This is a genomic window from Kineosporia corallincola, assembly GCF_018499875.1.
Taxonomy (GTDB): domain Bacteria; phylum Actinomycetota; class Actinomycetes; order Actinomycetales; family Kineosporiaceae; genus Kineosporia; species Kineosporia corallincola.
The window spans coordinates 557248-582511 of record NZ_JAHBAY010000003.1 but is presented as its reverse complement, the minus strand read 5'-3'; the positions used below and the strand labels follow the sequence as shown (position 1 = coordinate 582511).

At 71.4% G+C, this 25264-nt stretch carries 20 protein-coding genes, 1 pseudogene and 1 riboswitch; of the genes and pseudogenes, 13 read left to right on the top strand and 8 right to left on the bottom strand.

From position 1 onward, the window contains the following. Window positions 1-341: 341 nt before the first annotated feature. The 5 genes from KIH74_RS09900 (at window position 342) to metX (ending at window position 7064) form a co-directional block, all read left to right on the top strand. Window positions 342-1976: a GGDEF domain-containing protein gene (locus KIH74_RS09900; protein ID WP_214155511.1), complete on the top strand. Its 1635-nt coding sequence runs from the start codon at window positions 342-344 to the stop codon at window positions 1974-1976. 143 nt (window positions 1977-2119) lie between these two features. Continuing rightward, entirely contained in the window at window positions 2120-2977 is an 858-nt protein-coding gene (locus KIH74_RS09895; protein WP_214155510.1) for a matrixin family metalloprotease, read from the top strand. A gap of 93 nt (window positions 2978-3070) precedes the next feature. Continuing rightward, on the top strand, window positions 3071-4330 hold the full coding sequence (locus tag KIH74_RS09890; RefSeq protein ID WP_214155509.1) for a DUF4192 family protein: 1260 nt from the start codon (window positions 3071-3073) through the stop codon (window positions 4328-4330). A 59-nt stretch (window positions 4331-4389) separates the two neighbouring features. Then, a riboswitch (SAM riboswitch) is annotated at window positions 4390-4501 on the top strand. 64 nt (window positions 4502-4565) lie between these two features. Beyond that, complete coding sequence (locus KIH74_RS09885; RefSeq protein ID WP_214155508.1) at window positions 4566-5882, top strand: bifunctional o-acetylhomoserine/o-acetylserine sulfhydrylase; 1317 nt, start codon at window positions 4566-4568, stop codon at window positions 5880-5882. Further along, complete coding sequence (gene metX, locus KIH74_RS09880) at window positions 5883-7064, top strand: homoserine O-acetyltransferase MetX (protein ID WP_214155507.1); 1182 nt, start codon at window positions 5883-5885, stop codon at window positions 7062-7064. Window positions 7065-7092: 28 nt separating this feature from the next. Here the strand turns inward: metX and KIH74_RS09875 are convergent, their stop codons facing one another. Then, window positions 7093-7590: an NUDIX domain-containing protein gene (locus tag KIH74_RS09875; RefSeq protein WP_214155506.1), complete on the bottom strand. Its 498-nt coding sequence runs from the start codon at window positions 7588-7590 to the stop codon at window positions 7093-7095. 68 nt (window positions 7591-7658) lie between these two features. Between KIH74_RS09875 and KIH74_RS09870 the strand changes: the two genes are divergently transcribed. The 3 genes from KIH74_RS09870 to KIH74_RS09860 all read left to right on the top strand — a co-directional run bounded on the left by KIH74_RS09870 (window position 7659) and on the right by KIH74_RS09860 (window position 10677). Next, window positions 7659-8153: a universal stress protein gene (locus KIH74_RS09870; protein WP_214155505.1), complete on the top strand. Its 495-nt coding sequence runs from the start codon at window positions 7659-7661 to the stop codon at window positions 8151-8153. Further along, entirely contained in the window at window positions 8150-8728 is a 579-nt protein-coding gene (locus tag KIH74_RS09865) for an HhH-GPD-type base excision DNA repair protein (RefSeq protein ID WP_214155504.1), read from the top strand. The genes KIH74_RS09870 and KIH74_RS09865 overlap by 4 nt, the downstream gene beginning before the upstream one ends. Before the next feature lie 305 nt (window positions 8729-9033). Then, window positions 9034-10677: an RNA polymerase sigma factor gene (locus KIH74_RS09860; protein WP_214155503.1), complete on the top strand. Its 1644-nt coding sequence runs from the start codon at window positions 9034-9036 to the stop codon at window positions 10675-10677. Between the two features lie 63 nt (window positions 10678-10740). Here the strand turns inward: KIH74_RS09860 and KIH74_RS36110 are convergent, their stop codons facing one another. Both KIH74_RS36110 and KIH74_RS39170 read right to left on the bottom strand, forming a co-directional pair. Next, complete coding sequence (locus KIH74_RS36110; protein WP_246571938.1) at window positions 10741-10947, bottom strand: hypothetical protein; 207 nt, start codon at window positions 10945-10947, stop codon at window positions 10741-10743. A gap of 19 nt (window positions 10948-10966) precedes the next feature. Beyond that, window positions 10967-11734: pseudogene (locus KIH74_RS39170) on the bottom strand (MFS transporter); the annotation flags it as partial. Between KIH74_RS39170 and KIH74_RS09850 the strand changes: the two are divergent. Both KIH74_RS09850 and KIH74_RS09845 read left to right on the top strand, forming a co-directional pair. After that, window positions 11733-12125: a LysR substrate-binding domain-containing protein gene (locus tag KIH74_RS09850; RefSeq protein WP_214155501.1), complete on the top strand. Its 393-nt coding sequence runs from the start codon at window positions 11733-11735 to the stop codon at window positions 12123-12125. The pseudogene KIH74_RS39170 and the gene KIH74_RS09850 overlap by 2 nt on opposite strands. A gap of 61 nt (window positions 12126-12186) precedes the next feature. Beyond that, window positions 12187-14748 carry a DNA gyrase/topoisomerase IV subunit A gene (locus KIH74_RS09845; protein ID WP_214155500.1) on the top strand — a complete coding sequence of 854 codons (2562 nt, stop codon included), beginning with the start codon at window positions 12187-12189 and terminating at the stop codon, window positions 14746-14748. 76 nt (window positions 14749-14824) lie between these two features. Here the strand turns inward: KIH74_RS09845 and KIH74_RS09840 are convergent, their stop codons facing one another. Then, on the bottom strand, window positions 14825-15682 hold the full coding sequence (locus tag KIH74_RS09840) for a class I SAM-dependent methyltransferase (RefSeq protein ID WP_214155499.1): 858 nt from the start codon (window positions 15680-15682) through the stop codon (window positions 14825-14827). A gap of 83 nt (window positions 15683-15765) precedes the next feature. Here KIH74_RS09840 and KIH74_RS09835 point away from each other — a divergent pair, with 83 nt between their 5' ends. Further along, window positions 15766-16308 (top strand): CGNR zinc finger domain-containing protein, encoded by a 543-nt coding sequence (locus tag KIH74_RS09835; protein WP_214155498.1) that lies wholly within the window; start codon window positions 15766-15768, stop codon window positions 16306-16308. Between the two features lie 48 nt (window positions 16309-16356). Here the strand turns inward: KIH74_RS09835 and KIH74_RS09830 are convergent, their stop codons facing one another. Then, window positions 16357-16938, bottom strand: a complete 582-nt coding sequence (locus KIH74_RS09830; RefSeq protein ID WP_214155497.1) for a GGDEF domain-containing protein — start codon at window positions 16936-16938, stop codon at window positions 16357-16359. Between the two features lie 218 nt (window positions 16939-17156). Further along, complete coding sequence (locus KIH74_RS09825) at window positions 17157-19343, bottom strand: DNA gyrase/topoisomerase IV subunit B (protein WP_308113686.1); 2187 nt, start codon at window positions 19341-19343, stop codon at window positions 17157-17159. 399 nt (window positions 19344-19742) lie between these two features. Here KIH74_RS09825 and KIH74_RS09820 point away from each other — a divergent pair, with 399 nt between their 5' ends. Together KIH74_RS09820 and KIH74_RS09815 are read left to right on the top strand one after the other, a co-directional pair. Then, the gene (locus KIH74_RS09820; protein ID WP_214155496.1) at window positions 19743-19976 is read left to right on the top strand and encodes a DUF7455 domain-containing protein; all 234 of its coding nucleotides are present in this window, start codon (window positions 19743-19745) and stop codon (window positions 19974-19976) included. Between the two features lie 82 nt (window positions 19977-20058). After that, entirely contained in the window at window positions 20059-20538 is a 480-nt protein-coding gene (locus KIH74_RS09815; RefSeq protein WP_214155495.1) for a DUF456 domain-containing protein, read from the top strand. On the opposite strand, the gene KIH74_RS09810 is transcribed toward KIH74_RS09815, so the two are convergent. Beyond that, window positions 20525-22591: an ABC transporter ATP-binding protein gene (locus KIH74_RS09810; protein WP_214155494.1), complete on the bottom strand. Its 2067-nt coding sequence runs from the start codon at window positions 22589-22591 to the stop codon at window positions 20525-20527. The two genes, KIH74_RS09815 and KIH74_RS09810, sit on opposite strands and share 14 nt — an antisense overlap. Before the next feature lie 533 nt (window positions 22592-23124). Next, a complete protein-coding gene (locus KIH74_RS09805) occupies window positions 23125-24975 on the bottom strand; it encodes an ABC transporter ATP-binding protein (RefSeq protein ID WP_214155493.1) in 1851 nt (616 codons plus the stop codon). Window positions 24976-25264 lie beyond the last annotated feature (289 nt).

Below are 25264 nucleotides of genomic sequence, written 5' to 3'. Positions count from 1 at the left end.
GGCTGGCTCCCGTGCGGAACGACGGTGGATTTCTGCCGGTAACCCTAGCCGGGACGGGCGGGACCGCCGGGCTACGGGTGTCTGACGGCGGACACGTGCCGCAGTGGTGCGATAGCGAATCGTGACAATAGTCTCAGGAGAACTCTTCGCCGAGGTGAAACACGTCCGCATACTTTGTCGTTTATCGGCGGGTGAGGCACCGATTCTGACCTCGGGTGACGAAACGCCCGGGCAGAAGCGGGCGTCGCACAGGCGTGAGCGGAATACTACGGAACGCCCGGTACGTCGCACTGTGCGTGGCGTCCGGTCCGGATGCCTGACAGCCACAGGAGGTGGGCCCCATGAGTTCGTCCGACGCCCACCAGGCGCCGCCCTTCTTCGGCACCGGTCTGGTGCCCCTGGCCGGCTCGGTGACGGGCGCACACCTGCGGTGGACCTCCGCCGCGGTGCTGGCGGCCCGGCCCGACTGGGTGGTGCGGGCCCAGGACGGTTTCGCCGAGGACGTGCTGGCCGAGGTCGAGGAGGCGCTGCGCGCCGGCCCCGAGCCGTGCGCCCGGACCGCCGCCCTCTACGTGCAGGCGCTGTGCCTGATGACGCTCGGCGAGACGCCGATCGCGGTGATGGTCACCCGTGAGCTGATCGCCCTGTGCCGCAGCACCGGTCATGTCGCCGCCACGGTGCAGGCCCGGTGCCTGCTGGTCGAGCTGCTGCGCCGGGAGGGGCAGCTGGAGCAGGCGGTCGAGCAGCTGGCCCACGCCGCCGCGGCCGACCTGGACGACCTGCACGATCCCGAGGTGCAGCTGGCCCTGGGCGCGCTGGCCTCGGCGCACCGGCTGATCGGGGTCACCGAGGGCGTGCGCGAGATCCACCGGCGGCTCGACGGAGTGGAGCAGAACCTGCCCCGCCACCAGCGCGTCGCCCGGCTCAGCAACCTGGCCTTCGAGCACGCCGAGCGCGGGGTGCGGGCCGCGCACCGGCCACCGTTCGCCGCCGATCACGACCAGCTCGACGAGGCGGTCGCCACGATCGCCCGGGCGGTGGAGGCCGACGCCGGTCTGACCTTCCGGGTGGTCGGGCTGGAGTGCGAGGTGCTCACGGCGCTGTCGGTCGCGATGCTCGGCGACGCCTCGCAGGCGCTCGACCGGCTCACCGGCATCCCCGGCGTGCTGGAGCGCGGGCCGGAGGCGGCCTCGGCCCAGGTGTTCTGGGCGATCGGCATGATTCGCGCGCTGGTGCGGCTGGACCGGGCCGGCGAGGGTGCGGCCCTCGGCGCGCGGGCGCTGGCCGTGGTGCGTGACCACGTCATCGACTCCGAGCGGCAGGCCCTGGCGCACGAGGTGATGCTGGCCGAGCACCCCCGGGTGGCCGACCCGGGCAGCGGCACGGTCGAGTACTTGTCGCTCGCCGGGCGGCGGGAGGACGAGACCTCCACCCTGCTCGACGCGCTCTTCCGGGCCCGGGTCGATCTGCTGCGTGGCGCCGACGAGCGCAAGGTGCTGGCCCGCGCGGCCCGGCTGGACCCGCTGACCAACCTGGTGAACCGGCGCGGCGGTGCCGACGCGATCGCCGAGGCCGCCTCGCTGCCGGCGGGTGAGCCGGTCGCCCTGCTGCTCATCGACCTGGACGGGTTCAAGGAGGTCAACGACTCACAGGGACACCTGGCGGGAGACGTGGTGCTCCAGCAGGTTTCCGCCGCGCTGCGCACGGCCGCGCGTCTGGAGGACGTGGTGGCGCGCTGGGGCGGTGACGAGTTCGTGGTGATCGCGCTGCTCGAGGAGGGGCGTGCGGTGGCCCTGGCCGAACGGCTGCTGGAGACCGTCCGCACCTGCCCGCAGTCGGGCGGCGCCCGGGTCACGGCGAGTATCGGGGTGGCCGTGCGGACCGCCCCGGTGGACGAGCCGGAGTGGCTGCGTCGTGCCGACGAGGCGATGTACACGGCGAAGCGGGCGGGCGGCGACTCCGCGGTGGTCGGCTAGCCGCGTCAGAAATGGTGGACGACGAGGAGCCCGGCCGGGCTCCTCGTCGTCCACCATTTTTCGTGGGCCCCGCCGGGTGGGCCGGGAGCCCACCACCCTTTGGGGGGATCTAGCCGTCCTGCCCCGGCGACGACGACTGGGTCATGGACACGGCCCGTCGGGAGCCGTCGGTGGCTGCCCTGGCACCGGCCGGCGCGCACCACGCATCCTCCTTCCTGACGATCGTCCTCACCCTCTGCCTGACCGCGCTGCTGGGCATGTCGATGGTGTTCGCCTCCGACCCGACCGGCCGCTGGCTGCGGGGCGGCGGCGGGGCGATGCACCCGGCCCTGCCGCAGGACGCGTCCCGGGTGCCGCTGGCGTCACCGGCCCCCGCCCCGTCCGGAACCGGTGGCTACAAGCTGCTGGAGTATCAGGACGACGGCTCGGGCGACCCGGTGCGCTGGGACCCCTGCCGGCCGGTGCACTACGTGGTGCGGACCGCCGGGACGCCGCCCGGTGGGCAACTGGCGATCGACCGGGCGGTGGACCGGGTGCAGCGGATCACCGGGCTGCGCTTCACCTTCGACGGCCCGACCGGCGAGGCGCCGATCGTGGACCGCCCGGCCCAGGACCGCGAGCGCTACGGCAACCGCTGGTCCCCGGTGCTGGTGGCATGGACCGACCCGGCCGAGTACCCGCACATGAAGGGGTTCGCCGGGCTGGGTGGGCCGGACACCGTGTCCGGGGCGTCGCCGGGCAGCCGGCGGTACGTCAGCGGCGTGGTCTACCTGAACCGGGAGCACCTGTCGGAGGTGGCGACCTGGGGTGACGGGCAGGCCCGGATCGACGCCGTGGTGCTGCACGAGTTCGGTCACGTGCTCGGGCTCGACCACGTGGACGACCCGGGGGAGCTGATGTACCGCACGCCGACCGCCCAGTCGCACACGGACGGGTTCGAGGTGGGTGACCGGCGCGGGCTCGCGGCCCTGTCCGGCGGTCCCTGCTTCCGCGACTTCTGAATCGTGCTTTCCACAGTCGGCAGGACGCCCGGCTTTTCCACAGAGGGGGTCGGAAGCCCCTGGGGGGAGCGGGTTCCGGGGGATGGTCGGGGCATGTTCTCCTCCTCCTCATCCTCCGGGCTCGCGGTGAACGCGGCCGGGCCGGCCGACCTGGTCGCCGCCGTCTGGTACACCCTCGGCTTCCGGCCGCTCAACAGTCTGGTGCTGGTCGCGGTGCACGGCCCGCGCGGGCGGGTCGGGGCGATGCTGCGGGTCGACCTGACACCGGCCTGGTTCGGGCCCGCCGGTGTGGCGGGGGTGGTCGACGCCGCGATCGAGGCGCTGACCGGCCCGGCGGCACCGGCCTTCGACGTCACCCCGGAGCACCCCGATCGACCGGATCGCCCCGATAGCACGGATCGCCCGGATCACGACGGCGAGCCGCAGGCCCGGGTGATCGCCGTGGTGGCGGCGCCCGACGCGCTGGCGGCCGAACCGCCGCCGGTGGTGCGGGCTTTGCCGCAGCGCCTGCTGCGGGCAGGGGTCAGGCTGTACGACGTCATCGGCGTCACGCCCACCGCCTTCCGCTCGCTCTCCTGCCCCGACCACGACTGCTGTCCACCCGGCGGCCGGCCGCTGAGCGAGATCGAGAACAGCGCGGTGGCCGTGGCCCACGTGCTGCGTGGTGACCGGCTGGCCGACGGTGAGGCCGACCTGATCGCCGACGTCGGGCACCCGGCCTCCGGCGACCCGGCCGAGGGCGGCCCGACCGACGACGACCCGCCCGGTGACGTGTGGGCGCGGATGCCCGCGGAAGAGGCGGAACGGGCCCGGCGCCGCTGGTGGCGCACCTGGAACGCGCTGCTCGGGCACGCCGAGGGCTGGAGCGCCGATCAGCTGGAGTTCGCGCCCCTGCACGACCAGTACCTGCGCGACGCGGTTTTCGTGCGGCTGGCCGCGGTGCCCGGCTCCACCCGCATGCGGCTCCTGCGCCAGTTGCTGGCCGGGCAGACCCCGCCCGACCTGACCACGCTCTGGGAGCCGTTGTTCAGCGGTCTGCCCGACCGAGACCTGGTGGGCCGGGGAGAGGAGGTCCTGGCCGCGCTGGCCCGGCGCGGCACGCCCGCCGAACGCGGCCCGGTGCTGGCCGTGCTCGCTCTGCTGGCCTGGTACCGGGGCAATGGGGTGCGCACCCGGCTGCTGATCGAGCGGCTGCGTCTGGAGAACCCGGGCCCCTCCACGGTCCTGCCGCGGCTGGCCGGTCTGGTCGAGATGCTGTGCGCCACAGGCATTGCGCCGCCCTGGGTGGAGGCCCGTACCGAGGCCGGTCCCGGTGCCCGCACCGATGCCCGCACCGAGGAGGGGACGGCGTGAGGGTCCAGATTCTGAGACGGTCTGGGCAACCCCGGCTTGCTCAATTACTGTGCAGTGCAGGTCATGAGTACCAGCGACAAGCCCCGGCTTGCTGGTCGGCAACCCTCGTTCCGCGGTGGGGTGCCCCGGGTGATGACCAGGCCGTCGCGTCAGCGACAGCAAGCGCGGTCGACACCGGTCGACCCGTCTCAAAGGCATGGGACACACCTGTGCCCCTGAGTCTGGAGGAGTGCGGATGAGCACCGGCTGGTCCTTCGAAACCCGGCAGATCCACGCGGGGCAGACCCCCGATCAGGTGACCGGCGCGCGGGCGCTGCCGATCTACCAGACCACCTCGTACGTCTTCGACAACACCGAGCACGCGGCGAACCTGTTCGGGCTCAAGGAGTTCGGGAACATCTACACCCGGCTCAACAACCCCACCACCGACGTGGTGGAGAAGCGCCTGGCCGACCTGGAGGGCGGGGTCGGCGCACTGCTGGTGGCGTCCGGGCAGTCGGCCGAGACGCTCGCGCTGCTGAACGTGGCCGAGGCCGGCGACCACGTGGTGGCCAGCCCGAGCCTCTACGGCGGCACCTACAACCTGTTCCACTACACCTTCCCCAAGCTGGGCATCAAGGTCAGCTTCGTCGAAGACCCCGACGACCTGGCCTCCTGGCGGGCGGCGGCCCGGCCGAACACCAAGGCGTTCTTCGCCGAGACCATCTCCAACCCCAAGCAGGACGTGCTCGACATCGAGGGCGTGGCCGGGGTGGCGCACGAGGTGGGCGTTCCGCTGATCGTCGACAACACGGTCGCCACGCCCTATCTCATCCGCCCGCTGGAGTGGGGCGCCGACGTGGTCGTGCACTCCGCCACCAAATACATCGGCGGGCACGGCGGGGCGATCGCCGGGGTGATCGTCGACGGCGGAAAGTTCGACTATGCCGCCCAGCCGGAGCGTTTCCCCGGTTTCAACCAGCCGGACGCCAGTTACCACGGTCTGGTCTACGGCCGTGACCTCGGCGTCGGCAGCCCGCTCGGGGCCAACCTGTCCTACATCCTCAAGGCCCGCGTGCAGCTGCTGCGCGACCTCGGGCCGGCGGCGTCGCCGTTCAACGCCTGGGTCATCGCCCAGGGACTGGAGACGCTCAGCCTGCGGGTGGAGCGGCACGTGCAGAACGCCCAGGCGGTGGCCGTCTGGCTGGAGAGCCGCGACGAGGTGCTGTCGGTGGCCTACGCGGGCCTGCCCAGCAGTCCCTGGTACGAGCTGGGCAGGAAGTACGCCCCGAACGGCACCGGTGCCGTCGTGGCGTTCGAGATCCGGGGCGGGGTGGAGGCCGGTCGCCGCTTCGTCGACTCCCTCGAGCTGCACAGCCTGGTCGCCAACATCGGCGACGTGCGCAGCCTCGTGATCCACCCGGCCAGCACCACGCACAGCCAGCTCACCGAGGAGGAACAGCGGGCCACCGGTGTCACGCCGGGGCTGGTCCGCCTGTCGGTCGGGCTGGAGAACATCACGGACATCCTTGCCGACCTCGAGGCCGGATTCCGGGCGATCAAGGTCGGCTGAATGAGTACGCAGCAAGAGGTTTCCCGTCCCGCCGTGCCGCCGGCCTCCGGCGCCTGGCGGGCCGGGGACCCCGCTGGCGGGCGATGTTTCGTCCGGATCGGCGACGTTCCGCTGGAACGCGGCGGCCGCCTCGACAACGTCGAGATGGCCTACGAGACCTGGGGCACGTTGTCGCCCACGGGCGACAACGCGGTGCTGGTCTGTCACGCCCTCACCGGTGACAGCCACGTCAGCGGTGACGCCGGTCCGGGACATCCCACACCGGGCTGGTGGAACGGCCTGATCGGGCCGGGCCGCGAGCTCGACACCGACCGCTGGTTCGTGGTGGCGCCGAACGTGCTCGGTGGCTGTCAGGGCAGCACCGGGCCGTCCAGCCCGGCCCCCGACGGGCGTCCCTACGGCAGCCGGTTCCCCTACCTCACCGTGCGCGACCAGGTCACCGCCGAGGTGGCGCTGACCGACGCCCTCGGCATCGACCACTGGGCCCTGGTGGTCGGTGGCTCGATGGGTGGCATGCGGGCCCTGGAGTGGGCGGTCATGCAGCCCGACCGGGTGGAGCGGCTGTTCGTGCTGGCCTCCACCGCCGCGGCCACCGGCGACCAGATCGCCTGGTGCTCGCCGCAACTGATGGCGATCCGCTGCGACGCGAACTTCCGCGGCGGCGACTACTACGACGCCGGCCCGGGCCAGGGCCCGCACAACGGCCTCGGCGTGGCCCGCCGGATCGCGCACACCACCTACCGGTCCGAGGCCGAGATCAACCTGCGCTTCGGCCGTCTGCCGCAGCAGGGCGAGAACCCGCTCGGCGGGGGCGGCCGCTTCGCCGTCGAGTCGTACCTCGACCACCACGCCGACAAGCTGGTGCACCGCTTCGACGCGAACTCGTACCTGGTGCTCTCCCAGACGATGAACTCGCACGACGTCGGCCGCGGCCGGGGTGGCGTGGCCGCCGCGCTGGGCCGGGTCACCGCCCGCACGGCCGTGGCCGCCATCTCCAGCGACCGGCTGTACCCGCCCGAGCAGAACGCCGAGATCGTGGCCGGCATCCCGGACTGCGTGCCGCTGCGGGTCATCGACTCGCCCTACGGCCACGACGGATTCCTGGTCGAGGTGGAACGCGTGGGCGAGATCCTGGTCGAGCTGCTGGGCGAGCCCGCGGAGCGGGAGCTCGTCAGCAGCTGAGGGGTGCGGCGAGCCGTGCGCGCACCGGCTACGAGTCGGCCGGGTCCGTCACCCGGGCCAGCTCCTCCGTGACGGCCACACGCAGCCGGGGCCAGGTGGCGGCGAACGCCGAGTGCAACAGCCGGCCGGTCACGTCGTCCAGATCCACCCACTCCAGGGCGTCGCTCTCCGGCGTCACGTCGCCGACGGTGAGCACCGGGTCGGCCAGCCCGATCACATAGGTGTAGGCCCAGTCGCCGTGATCGGTGCCGACCAGCTCCCGCACGACCGTTACCAGATCGGGGTCGACCTCGGCCTCTTCCTGGGCCTCCCGCAGGGCCGCCTCGGCTAAAGTCTCGTGACTGTCCCTGGCGCCACCGACCAGACCCCAGGTTCCACCCTCGTGCGTCCAGGCGGCACGCAACTGAAGCAAGATCTGCGGGCGGGGTTCCGTCCGTATCAGGGCCAGGCCGGCCGCACCGTAGCGGCCCCAGTGCCGACGGCCGCATCCGCAGTGCACCCATCCGTTGCCATCGCCGCCGGCCATGGGGTTCACCGTACGTTGCCGGTGTCCCCCGGGTGGCCGGTGGGGTAACGTCCCGGCAGGAGGTTCCTATGCCAGTACTGGTCGGATTTGTGCCCACGACCGAGGGGCGGGCCGCGTTGCGCCGCGCGGTCGAGGAGTGCCGCCTGCGTGGCACCCGCCTGATCGTGGTCAGTTCCGAGCAGCAGCCGGCCGAGACCTACGGGGCCCGCCGTCCGGCGCTCGAGGCGTCCGAGGCCGAGGTCCGGGCGATCTGCGCCGAGATGGGCCTCACCGGGCCCGAGCTCGACATCCGCTGGATCCGCGACGCCTACGAGCCCGCCGACGACGTGCTCGCCGTGGCCGAGGAGACCTCCGCCGAGCTGATCGTCATCGGCCTGCGGCGTCGCACCGGGGTGGGCAAGCGCATCCTCGGCGGCAGCGCCCAGCGCATCCTGCTCGACTCCTCCTGCCCGGTGCTGGCGGTCAAGGTCGACCAGCGCACCCCGCTCGACGACTCCGGCCACGACGGCGAGGTGTACACGCTGAGCGTGAGCAGCATCGACGAGCGGCAGGGCATCCGGTGACCCGGATCCGCCTGGCGCAGCAGACCGCGGCCGACGAACTGCTCAGCCACGACCCGTTCGCCCTGCTCACCGGCATGTTGCTCGACCAGCAGGTGCCGATGGAGAAGGCGTTCGCCGGTCCCCGGCTGATCGCCGACCGGCTGGGCAGCCACGATCTCGACCCGAAGCTGGTGGCGGCCACCGCCCCCGACCGTTTCACCGAGCTGATGACCGGCCCGCCGGCCGTGCACCGTTACCCGAAGTCGATGGGCGCCCGCGTGCAAGACCTGGCCCGCGCTGTGGTCGAGCAGTACGACGGTGACGCCTCGGCGATCTGGCGCGACGTCACCACCGGGCCCGTGCTGTACAAGCGGCTCAACGCCCTGCCGGGCTATGGCCCGCAGAAGGCCAGGATCTTCGTCGCCCTGCTGGCCAAGCAGCTGGGCGTTACGCCGGAGGGGTGGCAGAAGGCCTCCGGCGACTACGGCCTGCAAGGTTTCCGTTCCGTTGCCGACGTGGTGGACGATGACTCGCTGCTGAAGGTGCGCGAGTACAAGAAGTCGGTCAAAGCGGCGGCCAAGGAGGCAAAGAAGTGAGCGGGGAGTAGTCACAGGAACGTCACAGCACGGGCACCTGCCGCAATTCAGGTGGTCAGGCACGTCGCAGGCCGTACCCTGGAGGGTGCGGCGGCTTCTTCATGCTGGCCGCAGGTGTGCAACAATGAACAGTTGACTGGGCTGGACTCTCACCATCACCGGCGCTAACTGGGCATCATCGGGGCCCTTCCTGCGTTGAGTAACAGGGTCGCTCACTCACCCATCAGACCTAGTTTCAAGCCGTAGTAGGCAGCGCAGCGTGGTTCGCCCGCGCGAGCTCGCTGGCTCACGACGAAAGGTAGTCCGTGTCGTCGGTTCCGTCCCCCCGGCCTCTCCCGCCCGAGTTCGGTCACCCCGCGCTCCAAGAGCTGCTTCGCCTCGGTTCCAGCCGAGGCTCTGTTGACGCTGCCGCCGTGCGGGTCGCCTGCGAGGAGGCGGCCGTCCCGATGGCGCGCATGCGTCCCGTCCTCCGGGCCCTCGACGACGCCGGGGTCGTGATCGAGGTGCCGCAGGAGGCCAAGACCTCCCGCCGCGCCGTCGCGGCCACCGCGTCCCGGGTGTCCTCGGCCACCGCCAAGACCCCGAAGGCCCAGCCGGTCACCACGACCACCACGGCCACGGCCACGGTGGGCGCCACGGCCGGTGCCGCCGCAGGTGACACCGTGACCGAGGCGAAGCCGGCCAAGCCGAAGCCCGCCAAGAAGGCCACGGCCAAGAAGGCCGTCGCCAAGAAGACCGCCAAGCCCAAGGAGTCGGGCGCCGACGGCGACGACACCGAGGACGGCGACATCGAGGACGGCGAGATCGCCGAGGGCGACCTCGAGGACGTCGAGGTCGACGACACCGAGGACGGCGACTCCGACGAGAGCGGCTCCGACGACGACTCGGACGACGAGACCGAGGAGTCCACCGAGGTCGCGGCCAAGGACGGTGCCGCCCCGGCCGCCGCCGTCGCGCCGAAGAAGGAGGAGGAGGGCGCGTTCGTCCTCTCCAACAACGACGACGACGACGCCCCCGCGCAGCAGGTCATGACGGCGGGTGCGACCGCCGACCCGATCAAGGACTACCTGAAGCAGATCGGTAAGGTCGCGCTGCTCAACGCCGAGCAGGAGGTCGAGCTCGCCAAGCGCATCGAGGCCGGCCTGTTCGCCGAGGAGCGGCTGAACTCCGGCGAGAAGATGGAGCCCCGCAACCGCCGCGAGATGCAGTGGATCGCGGAGGACGGCCGCCGTGCCAAGAACCACCTGCTCGAGGCCAACCTGCGCCTCGTCGTGTCGCTGGCCAAGCGCTACACCGGCCGCGGCATGCAGTTCCTGGACCTGATCCAGGAGGGCAACCTGGGTCTGATCCGCGCGGTCGAGAAGTTCGACTACACCAAGGGCTACAAGTTCTCCACGTACGCCACCTGGTGGATCCGTCAGGCCATCACCCGCGCCATGGCCGACCAGGCCCGCACCATCCGCATCCCGGTGCACATGGTCGAGGTCATCAACAAGCTGGCCCGGGTGCAGCGCCAGATGCTCCAGGACCTGGGCCGCGAGCCCACCCCGGAGGAGCTGGCCAAGGAACTCGACATGACCCCCGAGAAGGTCATCGAGGTCCAGAAGTACGGCCGCGAGCCGATCTCGCTGCACACGCCGCTGGGTGAAGACGGCGACAGCGAGTTCGGTGACCTGATCGAAGACTCCGAGGCGGTCGTCCCGGCCGACGCGGTGTCGTTCACGCTGCTCCAGGAGCAGCTGCACTCGGTGCTCGACACGCTGTCCGAGCGTGAGGCCGGCGTGGTGTCGATGCGCTTCGGTCTCACCGACGGCCAGCCGAAGACGCTCGACGAGATCGGCAAGGTCTACGGCGTCACCCGTGAGCGCATCCGGCAGATCGAGAGCAAGACCATGTCGAAGCTCCGGCACCCGAGCCGCTCCCAGGTGCTGCGCGACTACCTGGACTGATCCGGCAACGGCAAAACCCCCGATCCCGCACAGGGATCGGGGGTTTTCCGTGTTTCGGGAGGCTCAGGCGGCCCGCATGAACGGGCGCAGTTCCAGGTCGAGCACGAACTGCCGCCGCGCGATCACCAGCAGCACCGCGCCCGCGCACATGCCCAGGGCCATCACGAACCAGGCCACCGGGTAGCCGGCCGCCCCGGCGACCAGGCCGAACCCCAGCGGGCCGAAACCACCCCCCGGCGAACGCGCCGGCCTGCACCACGGCGGCGGCATGGTCGGAGCGGTCCCGGCCGAGCCGGGTGACGGCGAAGAACAGCAGGCCGGGCCACGACCAGCCGATGGCCAGCCCGATCAGCCCCCCGACGACCACGGCCGGTATCCCACCCAGGGCCAGGATGCCCAGGCCGACAGCGCCCAGCGCCATCTGCCAGGTGACGACGGGCAGGTTGCGGCCGGCTCGCCGGTCTCCGGAGGCGGCGGTGACGACGCGCCCGGCGATCGCCAGTGCGCTGCCGACGGCGACGAAGAACCCGGCCACGGTGGTCGGCATCCCGGCCAGGTGGGCCCACTGCGGCAGGAGGGCGACCAGCGAGGTGGCGGCCCCGATGGCGATGCACATGGCCGCCGCGGTCAGCAGCAGCGGCAGCCGCGGCGCGGCCTCCGGGTGGCGCGGGCGACCGGGGTGATACGGGCGACCGGGGTGATACGGGCGACCGGAGCGGCCAGGTTGGCCGGTGTACCCAGGTTGGCCGAGGCGGTCAGGTCGGCCGAGACAGCGGGGGTGACCGGGGTGACCGGGGTCGGTCGGGTCACCGGTCGCGGTGGTCACCTCCGGGTCCGAGGGCGATTTCATGGGGGACGACGGGGAGCGCGGGATCCGCGTGGCGCCGGCCAGCAGCACGAGCGCCGCCACGGCCAGCGCGCCGTAGCTCCAGCGCCAGCCCAGGCTCAGGCCCGACAGCGGGCACCGCCAGTCCGGCCAGCAGGGCAGCGGCCGGGGAGCGGACTGCTTCACGCCGAACCCGAAACCCTGCCGGCCGGCCGGGATGCTCGCCGCCATGCTGAAGTTCACGGCCAGCTGGAGCACACCGTTGACCAGCCCGGCGGCCCTGGAGTCGGTCGATCTGGCCCGGGCCGCCGGTGAGCCCTTCATCACCTTCTGGCCCCGGGCGGAACTCCTGCTGCTCACCGAACAGCTCTGCCGGCAGGCCGGTTTCACCCTGTCCGTGGCGGTTCGGACGGGGGAGGTGGCCACCGCCCGGGCACTGGTGGCGGCGGGGCTCGGGGTGGCCGTGGTGCCGCAGCCGATGACCGGCACGCCGGGTGCGGTGCACGTGCCGCTCGACGACCCGGAGGCGGAGCGTTCCATCGGCGTGGCCTGGCCCACGCTGAACCGCGAGGGACAGCTCAGCCCCGCCGTCGAGCGTTTCCTGGCCTTCCTGAGAGAGTAATCGCAGCCCTGTCCGCGTGCCCGGTGTACGAACAGGTGTCCGGACGGTGGACAATGCGGGCATGGCCCGTCGTTCATCCACACCCCCGCCGCCTGAGGACTTCACCGAGCGGATCGTCGACATCGACGTCGAGCAGGAGATGCAGGGGGCGTTCCTCGAGTACGCCTACTCCGTCATCTACTCCCGCGCCCTGCCCGACGCGCGGGACGGGCTGAAGCCGGTGCAGCGACGGATCATCTACACGATGCAGGACATGGGCCTGCGGCCCGAGCGCCCGCACGTGAAGTCGTCGCGGGTGGTCGGCGACGTGATGGGCAAGCTGCACCCGCACGGCGACACCGCGATCTACGACGCGCTGGTGCGCCTGGCGCAGGGCTTCACCATGCGGGCCCCGCTGGTGGACGGGCACGGCAACTTCGGCTCGCTGGACGACGGCCCGGCGGCGGCGCGGTACACCGAGGCCCGGCCGGCCCCGCTGACCACCGAGCTGACCAACGGCCTCGACGAGGACACGGTCGACTTCGTCCCGAACTACGACAACAGCCTGAGCCAGCCCGAGGTGCTGCCGGCGTCCTTCCCGAACCTGCTGGTGAACGGCGCCAGCGGCATCGCGGTCGGGATGGCCACGAACATGGCGCCGCACAACCTGATCGAGGTGATCGCGGCGGCCCGGCACCTGCTGATGCACCCGAACGCCACCCTCGAAGACCTGATGCGTTTCGTGCCCGGGCCCGACCTGCCCACCGGCGGCCGCATCATCGGGCTCGACGGCATCCGCGACGCCTACGTCGGCGGCCGCGGCAGTTTCAAGACCCGGGCCACCGTCACCATCGAGAACGTCACCGCCCGCAAGCAGGGCGTCGTGGTCACCGAGCTGCCCTACCTGGTCGGGCCGGAGAAGGTGATCGGCAAGATCAAGGAGCTCGTGCAGGCCAAGAAGCTCCAGGGCATCTCCGACGTGGTCGACCTGTCCGACCGCACCCAGGGCCTGCGCCTGGTGATCGAGATCAAGGCCGGCTTCAACCCCGACGCCGTGCTCGAGCACCTCTACCGGCTCACGCCGCTGGAGGAGTCGTTCGGCATCAACAACGTGGCGCTGGTCGATGGTCAGCCGCGCACCCTGGGCCTGCACGAGATGCTCAGCGTCTACGTCAACCACCGCATCGACGTGGTGCGCCGCCGCACCGGCTTCCGCCGCGCCAAGCGCCAGGACCGTCTGCACCTGGTCGAGGGTCTGCTCGTCGCGATCGTCGACATCGACGAGGTCATCCGCATCATCCGCTCCAGCGACGACACCGCGATGGCCCGGGAGCGGCTGGTGGCGGCGTTCGAGCTGACCCAGGTGCAGACCGACTACATCCTGGAGATGCCGCTGCGCCGGCTCACCAAGTTCTCCAAGATCGAGCTGGAGAGCGAGAAGTCGGAGCTGGAGGGCGAGATCGCCGAGCTCGACAAGATCCTCGGCGACGACAAGGTGCTGCGCCGGCTGATCTCGTCCGAGCTGGCGCAGGTGGCCAAGACCTACGGCACCCCGCGCCGCACCGTGCTGCTGGAGGGCTCGGGCGTCACCGTGAAGTCGGCCTCGGCCACACCGCTGGAGGTGGCCGACGCACCCTGCTGGGTGCTGCTGTCGAGCACCGGCCTGCTGGCGCGCACCACCAACACCGAGCCGCTCATCCCGCTCGACCCGAACCACCGGCAGGCCCACGACCTGCTGGTCTCGGCCGTGCGCACCAGCGTGCGCGGTGAGGTCGCGGCGATCACCAGCTTCGGCCGGATGATCCGGGTGCCGGTGGTCGACATGCCCGCGCTGCCGCCCACCTCGAACGCCCCGGCGCTGTCCGGCGGCGCCCCGGCCACCGAGTTCGTCACCCTGGCCAAGGGCGAGCGGCTGCTCGCGCTGACCTCGCTGAACACCGAGACGGCCGGCCTGGCGCTGGGCACGCTCAAGGGTGTGGTCAAGCGCGTGGTGATCGACTACCCGGCCAACAAGGACGAGTGGGAGATCATCGGCCTGCGCGACGGTGACGAGGTGGTCGGCGTGGTCGAGCTGCCCACCGACGAGGCCGAGCTGGTGTTCATCAGCTCCGAGGCCCAGCTGCTCCGCTTCAGCGCGAAACTGGTTCGCCCGCAGGGCCGTCCGGCCGGTGGCATGGCCGGTATCAACCTGCCCGGCGGGGCCCGGGTGGTCTGGTTCGGCGCCGTCGACCTGAGCGTGAAAGACGGCGAGTGGGGCAATGTCGTGGTCACCGTGTCCGGTTCCAGCTCGGCCCTGCCCGGCACCCAGACCGGCGCGGCCAAGGTCACGCCGTTCGCCGAGTACCCGGCCAAGGGCCGTGCCACCGGCGGGGTGCGCTGCCACCGGTTCGTCAAGGGCGAAGACACCCTGCTGCTGGCCTGGGCGGGCCCGGCGCCGGCCGTCGCCGCGTCGTCCACCGGGGCGGCCGTGGCCCTGCCGGTCCCGGACTCCCGCCGCGACGGTTCCGGTCTCCCGCTGAAGAAGTCCGTGGTCGCGATCGCCGGGCCGCGGCCGGTTTTCGGGGTGGGTGCGGCCGAGCCGGGTGAGTCCACAACGGTGGACGACGAGAGCACCGGCGACACCGAGGCCCCGTCCGGGGACTGACGCCAGGGGGCGTTCCGGGCACGGTCACCACCGGCGGACATCGCCGTGACCGCGCCCGGGGCGCCCTTTTCCGGGTCTACGCCGGGGCCGTGCGGCCTGTGGCCGCGGCGTCGAGCAGGCCGCGCCAGACCAGACCTGTCTCGGCGTATCCGCCCGCCCGCATCGCCTCCAGGTGCCAGGCCGACGACATCAGCGACTCGGTGTGACCGTCGCCCCGGCGTTCGGCGTAGAAAGCGTCGCGCTCGGCCGTGGCCCCGGCCAGCTGCGGGTCGGCGCGCAGCAGCTCCCACCACGCCTCCCAGCTCGGTACGCCGCGGCTCCAGCGCTCCAGCCGCTCGCGGCGTTCCACCCGTTCCAGGCCCGCCGTCAGTGACGGGAGCCCCGGGTCGGTCATGTAGTCGGCGTTGATGAACACACCGCCCGGGCACAGCAGCGGCCGGGCCTCGGCGTAGACACCGGCCACCCGGTCCGCGGTCAGCCAGTGCAGCGCGGTGGCGGTCAGCACCGCGTCGAAGCTGCCCAGCACCTCGGCGCCGATCTCGGAAGCCAGCTCGGCGGGCCAGTTCTCGTGCCCCAGGTCGACCCGGGCCACCCGCACCCGGGGGTCGTCGGCGAACGTGCCCCGGGCAATCGCCAGCAGGGCCGCGTCGATGTCGAGCACCACCGCCGACGCCTGCGGGAAACGCCACAGCAGCCGCCTGGTGATCGAGCCGGTGCCGCCGGCCAGGTCGAGGATGCGCGGGGCGACCTCACCGGCCGTCGCCTCCGCCTCCTGGTGACGCTGCCCTCCGGGAGCCTCGCCGGGCAGCAGGGTGGCCTCCACCGTGTCGAGCATCGCGGCGAACCGCTGCTCCCGGTCGGGCAAGTAAGCCTCCTGCTGGGCGTCCCACTGCTGCTGCCAGGCATCCCAGTCGGTGGTGTCCGTCTGCGTCATCGCTGTTCCCTTCGCCGACCGCGCGTAATAGGCACAAGGCCTTATTGGCTATTACGCTACGACGTGCGAGGTAAGCTGCACAAGTGGATATAGCCGCTTACGCGCAAACCGCCGTGGACCTGGTCAACGCGCGCCTCGGCTCGGACGACGACCTGCGCGCCTACCTGGCGCCGCGGTCCTGGCTGACCGAGCGGGTGCGGGCGGGCGACCTGGCCGAGATCCAGGAGTTCCGGGCCCGGCTGGGGGAGATGGCCGACGCGTCGGCGGCGGGCGACGGTCCGGCGGCGGTCGCCTCGCTCAACGAGCTGCTGGTGAAACACCCGATCCGGCCGGTCATCTCGGGGCACGATGAGAGCAGCTGGCATCTGCACGTGCACGACAAGACCGGATCGGTGGTCGAGACGGTCTGCGCCGAGGCCTGTTTCGGCCTGGCCATGCTGGTGGCCGAGCACGGGCCCACCCGGATCGGCCGGTGTGCGGCCACCGACTGCGACAACGCGTTCATCGACACGTCGGTCAACCGGTCACGCCGGTTCTGCTCCACCCGGTGCAGCACCCGGATGAACGTCGCGGCGCTGCGCAGGCGCAAGCAGGCCGCCAAACTGGCTGCCGGGCAAACCGACTGAGGACGCCGCGTCGGCCCGAGCTCAGCGGCGTCCTCAGTTGTGGTCAGGTCAGAACTGAACCACGTTGCGGTTCGAGGACTTCGCCTGGACCAGAGCCCGATCGGCGCGGTCCAGAAGGAATTCCGGGGTCTTGTCCTTGTCCTGCGAGATCGCGAACCCGATGCTCGCCGAGATCGTGATCGGCTCGCCGTGGAAGCTGACCGGCTCGCTCACCGTGGTCACCACCCGCTCGCCGATCCGGGAGATCAGGTGGTCGGGGCCGATCGCGTCCATGATCACCATGAACGTGTCGTTGGCGATCCGGCAGACCATGTCGCCGGTGCGCAGCTGCGACTGCATCCGGGCCGCGGTCACCTGGAGCACGTGATCGCCGACCTCCCGGCCGTGGATCTCGTTGAGGTCCGCGAAACCGTTGATGTCGAGGATCATCACGGCCAGCCGGTGGTTCCGGTTGCGGGCGCGCGACAGCCGGGTGTTCAGCCACCACTGCGCCTCGGCCCGGTTCGGCAGACCGGTCAGGGTGTCGAGCCCGCGCTCGGAGTTCTCCGGGGCGCGGCGTTTCGTGGTGAGGGCCTTGATCCGTTCCCGGGACGCGTACGCGGCGGCACCGGCGGCGGTGAGGACCGCCACCGCGATCCCCGCGCCGATCAGAAGACGGGGCTTCGTCCGCGATTTCTTCTGGTTCCGGGTCAGGCCGGACGGCAGGTGCAGACTCGCGTTCTTCCCCCGCGAACTGAGGCCGGCGGGGGCGACAGATGACAACCTCGGGCTCATGGCCAGAACTTCGGGCCGTGCCCGCGGCGGCTTGAGCCCGGAGAGTGAAGTTCTCGCTCTCCGGGCAGCACGCCTCAGATGTCGATGCGCTCGCGGTCGAGCTGGGCGGCACCCTCGACGATGAAGTCCTTGCGGGGCGCCACGTCGTTGCCCATGAGCAGGTTGAACACGTGCTCGGCGGCGGCCAGGTCGGCCATCCGGACCCGGCGCAGCGTGCGGCGGCGCGGGTCCATCGTGGTCTCGGCCAGCTGGTCGGCGTCCATCTCACCCAGGCCCTTGTAGCGCTGGATGTTCTCCTTCCACTTCCGCCCACGCTTCTTCAGGTCGTTCAGCAGCGTGTTCAGTTCCTGGTCGGAGTAGGTGTAGATCATCTCGTTCTTCTGCCGCCCCGAGCCGATCACCTCGACCCGGTGCAGCGGCGGCACCGCGGCGTAGACCCGGCCGGCCTCGACCAGCGGGCGCATGTAGCGGAAGAACAGCGTGAGCAGCAGCGTGCGGATGTGCGCGCCGTCGACGTCGGCGTCGGTCATCAGGATGATCTTGCCGTACCGCGCGGCGGGCAGCTCGAACGTGCGGCCCGAGCCGGCTCCGATCACCTGGATGATCGCCCCGCACTCGGCGTTCTTGAGCATGTCGGCGATGGACGCCTTCTGCACGTTGAGGATCTTGCCGCGGATCGGCAGCAGGGCCTGGAACTCGCTGTTGCGCGCGAAGTTCGCGGTGCCCAGGGCCGAGTCGCCCTCCACGATGAACAGTTCCGAGCGGTCGACGTCCTCGCTGCGGCAGTCCTTCAGCTTGGTCGGCAGCGACGAGGTCTCCAGCGCGTTCTTGCGGCGCTGCGTCTCGCGGTGCTGGCGGGCCGTGACCCGGGTGCGCATGGCCCCGACGACCTTCTCCAGAACCAGTGCGGCCTGGGCCTTCTCGGCCCGGCCCTGGTGCTGGAGGTGGGCCAGCAGCTCCCGCTCGATCACCCGGGCGACGATGCCGCGCACCGCGTTGGTGCCCAGCACCTCCTTGGTCTGGCCCTCGAACTGCGGCTCGGCCAGCCGGACGGTCACGACGGCGGTGAGACCCTCGAGGACGTCGTCCTTCTCCAGCTTGTCGTTCTTCTCGTTGAACTTGAGCTTGCGCGCGTTCTCCGAGACCACGGTGCGCAGGGTCTTGAGCATGGCCTGCTCGAAACCGTTGACGTGGGTGCCGCCCTTGGGCGTGGCGATGATGTTGACGAACGAGCGCAGCTCGGTGTCGTAGCCGGTGCCCCAGCGCAGCGCCACGTTCACGCCGCACTCCCGCTCCACCTCGGTGGGCGTCATGTGACCGCGCTCGTCGAGAACCGGCACGGTCTCCTTGAAGTGACCGACGCCCTCCAGCCGCCAGACGTCGGTGACCTTGGCGTCGGTGGCGAGGAAGTCGACGAACTCGGCGATGCCGCCCTCGTGCAGGAAGCGTTCCTCCACCGGGCCCTGCTCGCCGGGCGTGCCGGGCAGGCCGCGCTCGTCGCGCAGCACGATCTCCAGGCCGGGCACCAGGTAGGTGGTCTGCCGGGCGCGGGTGACCAGCTCGTCGTAGGAGAACGCGGCGTCTTTCAGGAAGATCTGCCGGTCGGCCCAGTAACGCACCCGGGAGCCGGTGACGCCACGCTTCACCTTGCCGACGACGCGCAGCGCGGAATCGTTGATGAACGGCGTGAAACCGGACTCCGGGTCGATGCCCTCGGCGTCGGCGAAGATGCCGGGCTCGCCCCGACGGAAGCTCATCGCGTGCACCTGGCCACCGCGGTCGACCTGCACGTCGAGCCGGGCCGACAGCGCGTTGACCACGCTGGCGCCGACGCCGTGCAGACCACCGGACGCGGTGTAGGAGCCGCCGCCGAACTTGCCGCCCGCGTGCAGCTTGGTGAAGACCACCTCGACGCCGGTCAGGCCGGTCTTCGGCTCGACGTCGACCGGGATGCCCCGGCCGTCGTCGTGCACCTCGACCGAGCCGTCGGCGTGCAGGATCACCTTGATGTGGTGGCAGTACCCGCCCAGCGCCTCGTCGACCGAGTTGTCGATGATCTCCCACAGGCAGTGCATGAGACCGCGGGAGTCGGTGGACCCGATGTACATGCCGGGACGCTTGCGGACGGCCTCCAGGCCCTCCAGCACCGACAGGTGGCGGGCGGTGTAACCGGAGTCGCCCGAGCGTGATCCCGCGGATGCCGATCGCCGGGCGCCGTCGGCGGCGCGGGACCGGGCCGTCTCGCTGGGTTGCACGGCCACAAGCGGCTCCTTGCTATCGCGGTGGTTCGGTCTGGTTGGACGGTTGTTCAACGCAGGCGGGTCGAACGTCCGTTCGAATATACCCGGGGCATGACGGGGCCCGGGAGGGCGTGCTTTCGGCCCGCTTCCGCGCAGATTACCCGGATGGTCGGGGCGGTGGTTCCCAACGCGCCGGGACCGGCGGCCGTTCGGGGCTGGGGCGGTAGTGGCTGTCGGTAGCCGTGAGTGATCATCGGAATGCTTCGCGTGGTTCCGCCGTGACTACGCGGACAGCGAACGGACGCTTCTGAGCTGCCGGGGAAGCCGGAAGCCTGATTCACTGTTCTCTCAGTGTCACCGATGTCCATTCCCGTCAGGGGTCCGTCGATCAACTGACGGGATGTTCAAGGAGGTCACCTAGTGGGTGCTGCCATTGCTCAAGAAGAAACGCTGACCGCGGCCGACCGCTGTGACCGCTGCGGAGCCCGGGCCTACATGCGGGTGACGCTGCCCGGTGGGGGCGAGCTCCTGTTCTGCGGCCACCACGGGCACGCGCACAAGGACGCGCTCACGGCCGCCGACGCGTCGATCCAGGACGAGTCCCAGACCCTGTCCTCCTCGACCCCGGCCACGGCGCCTGACGGCGAGCACTGAGCCGGCCCAGGTCCCGCGCCCGGTGCTGAGTCCGGGCGGACTCCGACTCCCTACCCACTGACGAGCTGATGAAGAGCCCACGATGAGCACCGCGACCCTGCTGGCCGCGGTGCTCATCGCGTTCGGCCTCCTCGGCGTGGTGGTGCCGGTGCTGCCCGGGCTGGTCCTGGTGGCCGGCGGTGTGCTGGTCTGGGCTCTCGCCGAAGGCTCGGCGACCGGCTGGACGGTCTTCGGCGTGGCCGTCGCCGTGCTCGTGCTGGGCACGGTGGTGAAGTACGCCCTCCCCGGCAGACGCCTCAAAGAGGGCGGTGTGCCCGGGATCACGCTCGCCGCCGGGGTGTTACTCGGCGTGTTCGGTTTCTTCGTCATCCCGGTGATCGGGCTGCCGATCGGGTTCGTCCTCGGGGTGTACGCCGCCGAGCTGCTGCGGCTGGGCGGTCATGCCGGCGCGTGGCCCTCCACCGTGCAGGCGGTCAAGGCCGTGGGCCTGTCCATGCTGATCGAGCTGGCCGCCGGCCTGATCGCCACCGCCGTCTGGATCGCCGGTCTCATCCTCGCCTGACGCCACTCGTCCGCACCCGGCGCCCCTGCGTCGCATCGTCCCGGGCTCCCGGATCGTCCACGGTTCTGGCGTCGTCCATGGTTCTGGCGTCGTCCACCAGTCTCGTCCCGGTGCCGCCGGAATCCGCCCGTGCTCTCTCCATCCGGATCATCTGCGACCGGGTGAGCCCCGGCCCGCCCCGCCCGCGAGAAACCCGCAGGTGCGGGGTGTCCTGCTGCCGTGAGCTCTCGGTCCGGGGACGACGTGAGTGCCGTGACTCCATCGGCCGGGTCCTGGACTCCGGGCCGATCTCGGTGCGGTGCACCTGCCCGGCCCGGATCTCCACCACCTGATCGGCGTACCGGGTCAGCTCCAGGTCGTGCGTGACCAGCAGCACGGTGCGGCCCCGAGCAGTGAGCAGGCGCAGCGTGCCGATCAGGTCGTGCGCCGCCTGCGGGTCCAGGCCGGTGGTCGGCTCGTCGAGCACCAGCACCGGACCGCCCCGCAGCAGCGCGCGGGCCAGGGCGACGCGCTGGCGCTGCCCGCCGGACAGCGCCCGCCCACGCTGGCCGACCGGGGTGGCCAGGCCCTCGGGCATGCGGGCCAGGAACTCGGCCGCGCCGCTGTCCTGCGCGGCCAGTCGGATCGCCCCGGTGCCCGGGTCGTAACCCACGCCGTAGGTGATGTTCTCCCGCACCGACTCGTCGAACATGAACGGTTCCTGGGGCAACAGGGTCACCTGCTCCCGCAGATGCTTGAGGGGATAGTCCCGCAGATCGCGCCCGTCCAGCAGTACCCGGCCGTGGTCCGGGTCGCGGAACCGCACCAGAAGCTCCACCAGGGTGGACTTCCCGGCGCCGCTCGGGCCGGTGACCATGACCAGCGCGCCCGGCGGGATCCACAGGCTCACGTCCTGGAGCCGGCCCCGCACCGTGACGTCCTCGATCACCAGCCCGGTGCGTAACGGGCCGGTGACCGGTGAGCTGAAGGCGTCGTCCGGCACCGGCAGCAGCAGCACACCCTCGGACCGGCTCTCCCGCACGGCCGGCTCCAGGTCGAGCAGCTCGGTGAGCCGGGCGGCGCCGGTGCCCGACGAGGCCGCGGTCAGGCCGAGCTGGCCGACAGCGGTGATCGGCGGGTAGAGGTAGGTCAGGTAGGCGGTGAAGGCGAGCAGCCCGCCGACGGTCAGGTCGCCGTGCGCGATGTCGTACACGCCGATCCCGATGACGGCGAGAAGGCCTGCGGTCTCGACCAGTTCGGTGAGCGGGCCCTGGGCCGCGGACAGCCGGGTCTGGCGCAGCCGGGCGCGCATCAGCTGGCCGGAGATGGTGCCCAGCCGGCGTCGCTCGCTGCTCTGCGCGTTGTACGCCTGCACCAGCGCCGAGTTGGTGAGGCTCTGTTCCAGGGCCGAGGTCAGCTGGCCGTGGGCCACCCGCGTGCGCATCGAGATGGTGTGCGTGCGCCCGGTGAGCCAGCGGTTGAGCAGCCAGACCACCGGCGCGGCGGCCAGCACCACCAGGGCCAGGAGCCAGCTCTGGAGGAACGCCGCGACGCCGAAGATGATCACGGCGATCACCGAGCAGGCGGCGTCGAGCAGACCGGTGACGGTGAGGTGCTCGACCTCCTCGGTGTCGTCGACCACGCGCGAGAGCACGTCGCCCAGGGCCCGCCGGTCGAGTTCCTCCGGGGCCACGGTGAGCAGGTGGTCGTGCGTGAGGGCGCGCAGGCGGCGCGAGAACCGTTCCGCCGCCGAGGCGGTGAGCACGGAGCCCAGGTAGGTCAGGGTGGCGGCGCCCAGGGTGATGCCCGCCCAGATCCCGGCGGGCCGCCAGAACTCGTCCAGGTTCGCGTTCTCCACCGCGCCGTCGATCAGGGTGGCGAGCAGCTCGACGCCGACGGCGTCACCGACCAGCGCCAGGGTGTAGCAGGCCATCGCGCCCACCACGGCCAGCCGCCGGCCCCGGGTCAGGGGCCAGAACCGGCGCAGCACCGAGGGCCAGGTCAGCCGGGGCAGGTCACTGCCCGGATCGTCTTCGTCCTCGCCCGCATCGGTCTCGGGATCGGGTGGCGTCACGTCCGGCTCCTCGTGATGGGAAAAGTCCCTCCGGAAAAGGGGATCGGGCAAAGCGCTGGGCCGGCAGGCACCGTGAGGTGCCTACCGGCCCGGCCGTCGGCCGAGGGTGAGTCGGCGTCGGGTGCTACGTCAGTCGCGCGGCTGCGGGGCCGGCTCCTGCGGCTGCTGCTTCTTCTTGCGGGGCTCCGGCAGCGGCTTCTCGACGGGACGACGCTTGCGGGGCTTGAGGATCTTCGCCATGAGTGGCTCCTTCTGGTCGGTGCCGCGAGGTGTTTCGCGGCGACGAGAAAGGACTCTGGCGTTCTTTTCTGTCAGAAACCATGATCAGCGACTGTGAAAAACTTAGGAGAACAAGCAAATTCACGAGGCACCGGGGAAAGTCTCCAGACAAGTGAAGGGGTGCACGGGTGCGGGGTGGCACCGGTTCGGGGGTGCCTGATCATGATTGATTCTTCAATGGAAGTTGTCATCCGGCAATCGCATTCGATAAAGGAACATGAAACGAGGTCGTGGTTCATTCTTTTCGCCCGGTCTCACCCGGCCTTCAGCTGCTGGGTTCCCGGACGGTCCAGGGGGTGGGCCGGGGCGTCCGGTGAGACGGTCAGCCGGTGCACCCGGCCGGCCCGCATCTCGATCACCTGATCGGCGTAGCGGGTGAGGCCCAGGTCGTGCGTCACCAGCACCACCGTGCGGCCCCGCGCCGTGAGCAGGCGCAGCGTGCCGATCAGGTTCTGTGCCGCCTGCGGGTCCAGGCCGGTGGTCGGCTCGTCGAGCACCAGCACCGATCCCTCCCGCAGCAGGGCCCGGGCCAGGGCGATCCGCTGCCGCTGCCCGCCGGACAGGGCCCGGCCGCGCTGGCCGACCTGGGTGGCCAGGCCGTCGGGCAGCCGGTCGAGGAACTCCGCGGCGCCGCTGTCGCGGGTCGCCAGGCTGATCGGGCCGGTGCCCGGGTCTTCCGGCACGCCGTAGGTGATGTTGTCGCGCACCGTCTCGTCGAACATGAACGGTTCCTGCGGCAGCAGCGTCACCTCGTTGCGCAGTTCGCCCAGCGGGCGGTCCCGCAGGTCCCGGCCGCCGAGCCGGATCCGCCCGGCGTCCGGGTCGCGGAACCGCACGAGAAGCTCCACCAGGGTGGACTTTCCGGCGCCGCTCGGGCCGGTGACCATGGCCAGCGCGCCGGCCGGGATCCGCAGGCTGACGTCGTGCAGCCGGTCGGGACGGCCGGGCGAGCGCACGGTGACGCCCTCGATCGCGATGCCGGCCGGTCCCGCCGTGATCTCCCGGTCATGGACGACGAGAGACCGGGCCTCCCGCACCGCGGGCTCCAGGTCGAGCAGTTCCACCAGCCGGGCCGCGCTGGTGCCGGAGCTGGAGGCGACCAGCCCGAGCTGACCGAGCGCGGTGATCGGCGGGTAGAGGAACGTCAGGTAGGCGGTGAAGGCCAGCAGGCCGCCCACGGTCAGGTCGCCGGTGGCGATGTTGATGACGCCGATGCCGATCACGGCCAGCAGTCCCGCCGTCTCGACCAGCTCGGTGAGCGGCCCCTGCACGGCGGCCAGCCGGGTCTGCCGCAGCCGGGCCCGCATCAGCCGGCCGGACACGGCCGCCAGGCGGCGGCGCTCGGCCGGGCGCCCGTTGTAGGCCTGCACCAGCGCGGCGTTGGTGAAACTCTGCTCCAGCGTCGAGGTCAGGGCGCCGTGAGCCACCCGGGTGCGCATCGACACGGCGTGCGTGCGTCCGGTCAGCCAGCGGTTCAGCAGCCACACGCAGGGGGCGGCGGCCAGCACCACGAGCGCCAGCATCCAGCTCTGCCGCCAGGCGGCGATGCCGAAGATCACCACGGCCAGGGCCGATCCGGCGGTGCTGACGGCTCCGCTGACGGTCAGGTGCTCGACGTCCTCGGTGTCGTCGACCACCCGGGACAGCACGTCGCCCAGCGCGCGCCGGTCGAGTTCCTCCGGGGCCACGGTGAGCAGGTGGTCGTGGGTGTGGGCGCGCAGCCGCCGGGAGAACCGCTCGGAGGCGGAGGCGGTGAGCACGGAACCGGCGTAGGTCAGCGCGGCCGCGGCCAGGGTGACCACGGCCCAGATCGCCGCCGGGTGCCAGAACTGGTCCAGGTCGGCGTTTTCGACCGCGCCGTCGATCAACGTGGAGAGCAGCTCGATGCCTATCGCGTCGGCCACCACCGCGAGGGTGAAGCAGAGCAGCGCGCCGGCCATCGCCAGGCGTCTGCCCGCGGTGAGTGGCCAGAAGCGGCGCAGGACCTGCGGCCAGCTGAGACGCGGTGGTTCGGGTGGTTCGTCCGTCACCGCCGGGCCGGCCGGGCCGGCGGACACCGCGAGGTGCCCACCGGCCTCGGCCTGAGCGTCGAGCAGGGTGCTCATGTCAGGCGATCGCTCAGTCGCGGCCGGCCGGGGCCGGCTGCTGGTTGTCCTGGTTGTCCTTGCGCTTGGCCGGGGTCTCCGGCTTGGTGACGGGGCGGCGGTCGCGGTTCTTCAGGATCTTGGCCATGGTGTTTCTCCTCTTCGTCGCTGCGACTGCTGTTTCGCTGTCGTGAGAAGAACTCTGCCGGTCGTTCCTGGCAGAACGGCGACTGAAACCTGGAAGAAACATCTGACAGCGCAGGCACATTCGCGATCGTCGCCAAAACGCGGGCGGGGCCGGTGAGCACCC

Excerpts from the sequence above, each read along its gene's own strand:
- KIH74_RS09885 (WP_214155508.1), top strand. The coding sequence starts at position 4,566 with ATGAGCACCGGCTGGTCCTTCGAAACCCGGCAGATCCACGCGGGGCAG.
- KIH74_RS09805 (WP_214155493.1), bottom strand. The coding sequence starts at position 24,975 with ATGAGCACCCTGCTCGACGCTCAGGCCGAGGCCGGTGGGCACCTCGCG.
- KIH74_RS09875 (WP_214155506.1), bottom strand. The coding sequence starts at position 7,590 with ATGGCCGGCGGCGATGGCAACGGATGGGTGCACTGCGGATGCGGCCGT.
- KIH74_RS09890 (WP_214155509.1), top strand. The coding sequence starts at position 3,071 with ATGTTCTCCTCCTCCTCATCCTCCGGGCTCGCGGTGAACGCGGCCGGG.
- KIH74_RS09900 (WP_214155511.1), top strand. The coding sequence starts at position 342 with ATGAGTTCGTCCGACGCCCACCAGGCGCCGCCCTTCTTCGGCACCGGT.
- KIH74_RS09850 (WP_214155501.1), top strand. The coding sequence starts at position 11,733 with ATGCTGAAGTTCACGGCCAGCTGGAGCACACCGTTGACCAGCCCGGCG.
- KIH74_RS09895 (WP_214155510.1), top strand. The coding sequence starts at position 2,120 with ATGGACACGGCCCGTCGGGAGCCGTCGGTGGCTGCCCTGGCACCGGCC.
- metX (WP_214155507.1), top strand. The coding sequence starts at position 5,883 with ATGAGTACGCAGCAAGAGGTTTCCCGTCCCGCCGTGCCGCCGGCCTCC.
- KIH74_RS09840 (WP_214155499.1), bottom strand. The coding sequence starts at position 15,682 with ATGACGCAGACGGACACCACCGACTGGGATGCCTGGCAGCAGCAGTGG.
- KIH74_RS09845 (WP_214155500.1), top strand. The coding sequence starts at position 12,187 with ATGGCCCGTCGTTCATCCACACCCCCGCCGCCTGAGGACTTCACCGAG.
- KIH74_RS09870 (WP_214155505.1), top strand. The coding sequence starts at position 7,659 with ATGCCAGTACTGGTCGGATTTGTGCCCACGACCGAGGGGCGGGCCGCG.
- KIH74_RS09815 (WP_214155495.1), top strand. The coding sequence starts at position 20,059 with ATGAGCACCGCGACCCTGCTGGCCGCGGTGCTCATCGCGTTCGGCCTC.
- KIH74_RS36110 (WP_246571938.1), bottom strand. The coding sequence starts at position 10,947 with ATGCCGCCGCCGTGGTGCAGGCCGGCGCGTTCGCCGGGGGGTGGTTTC.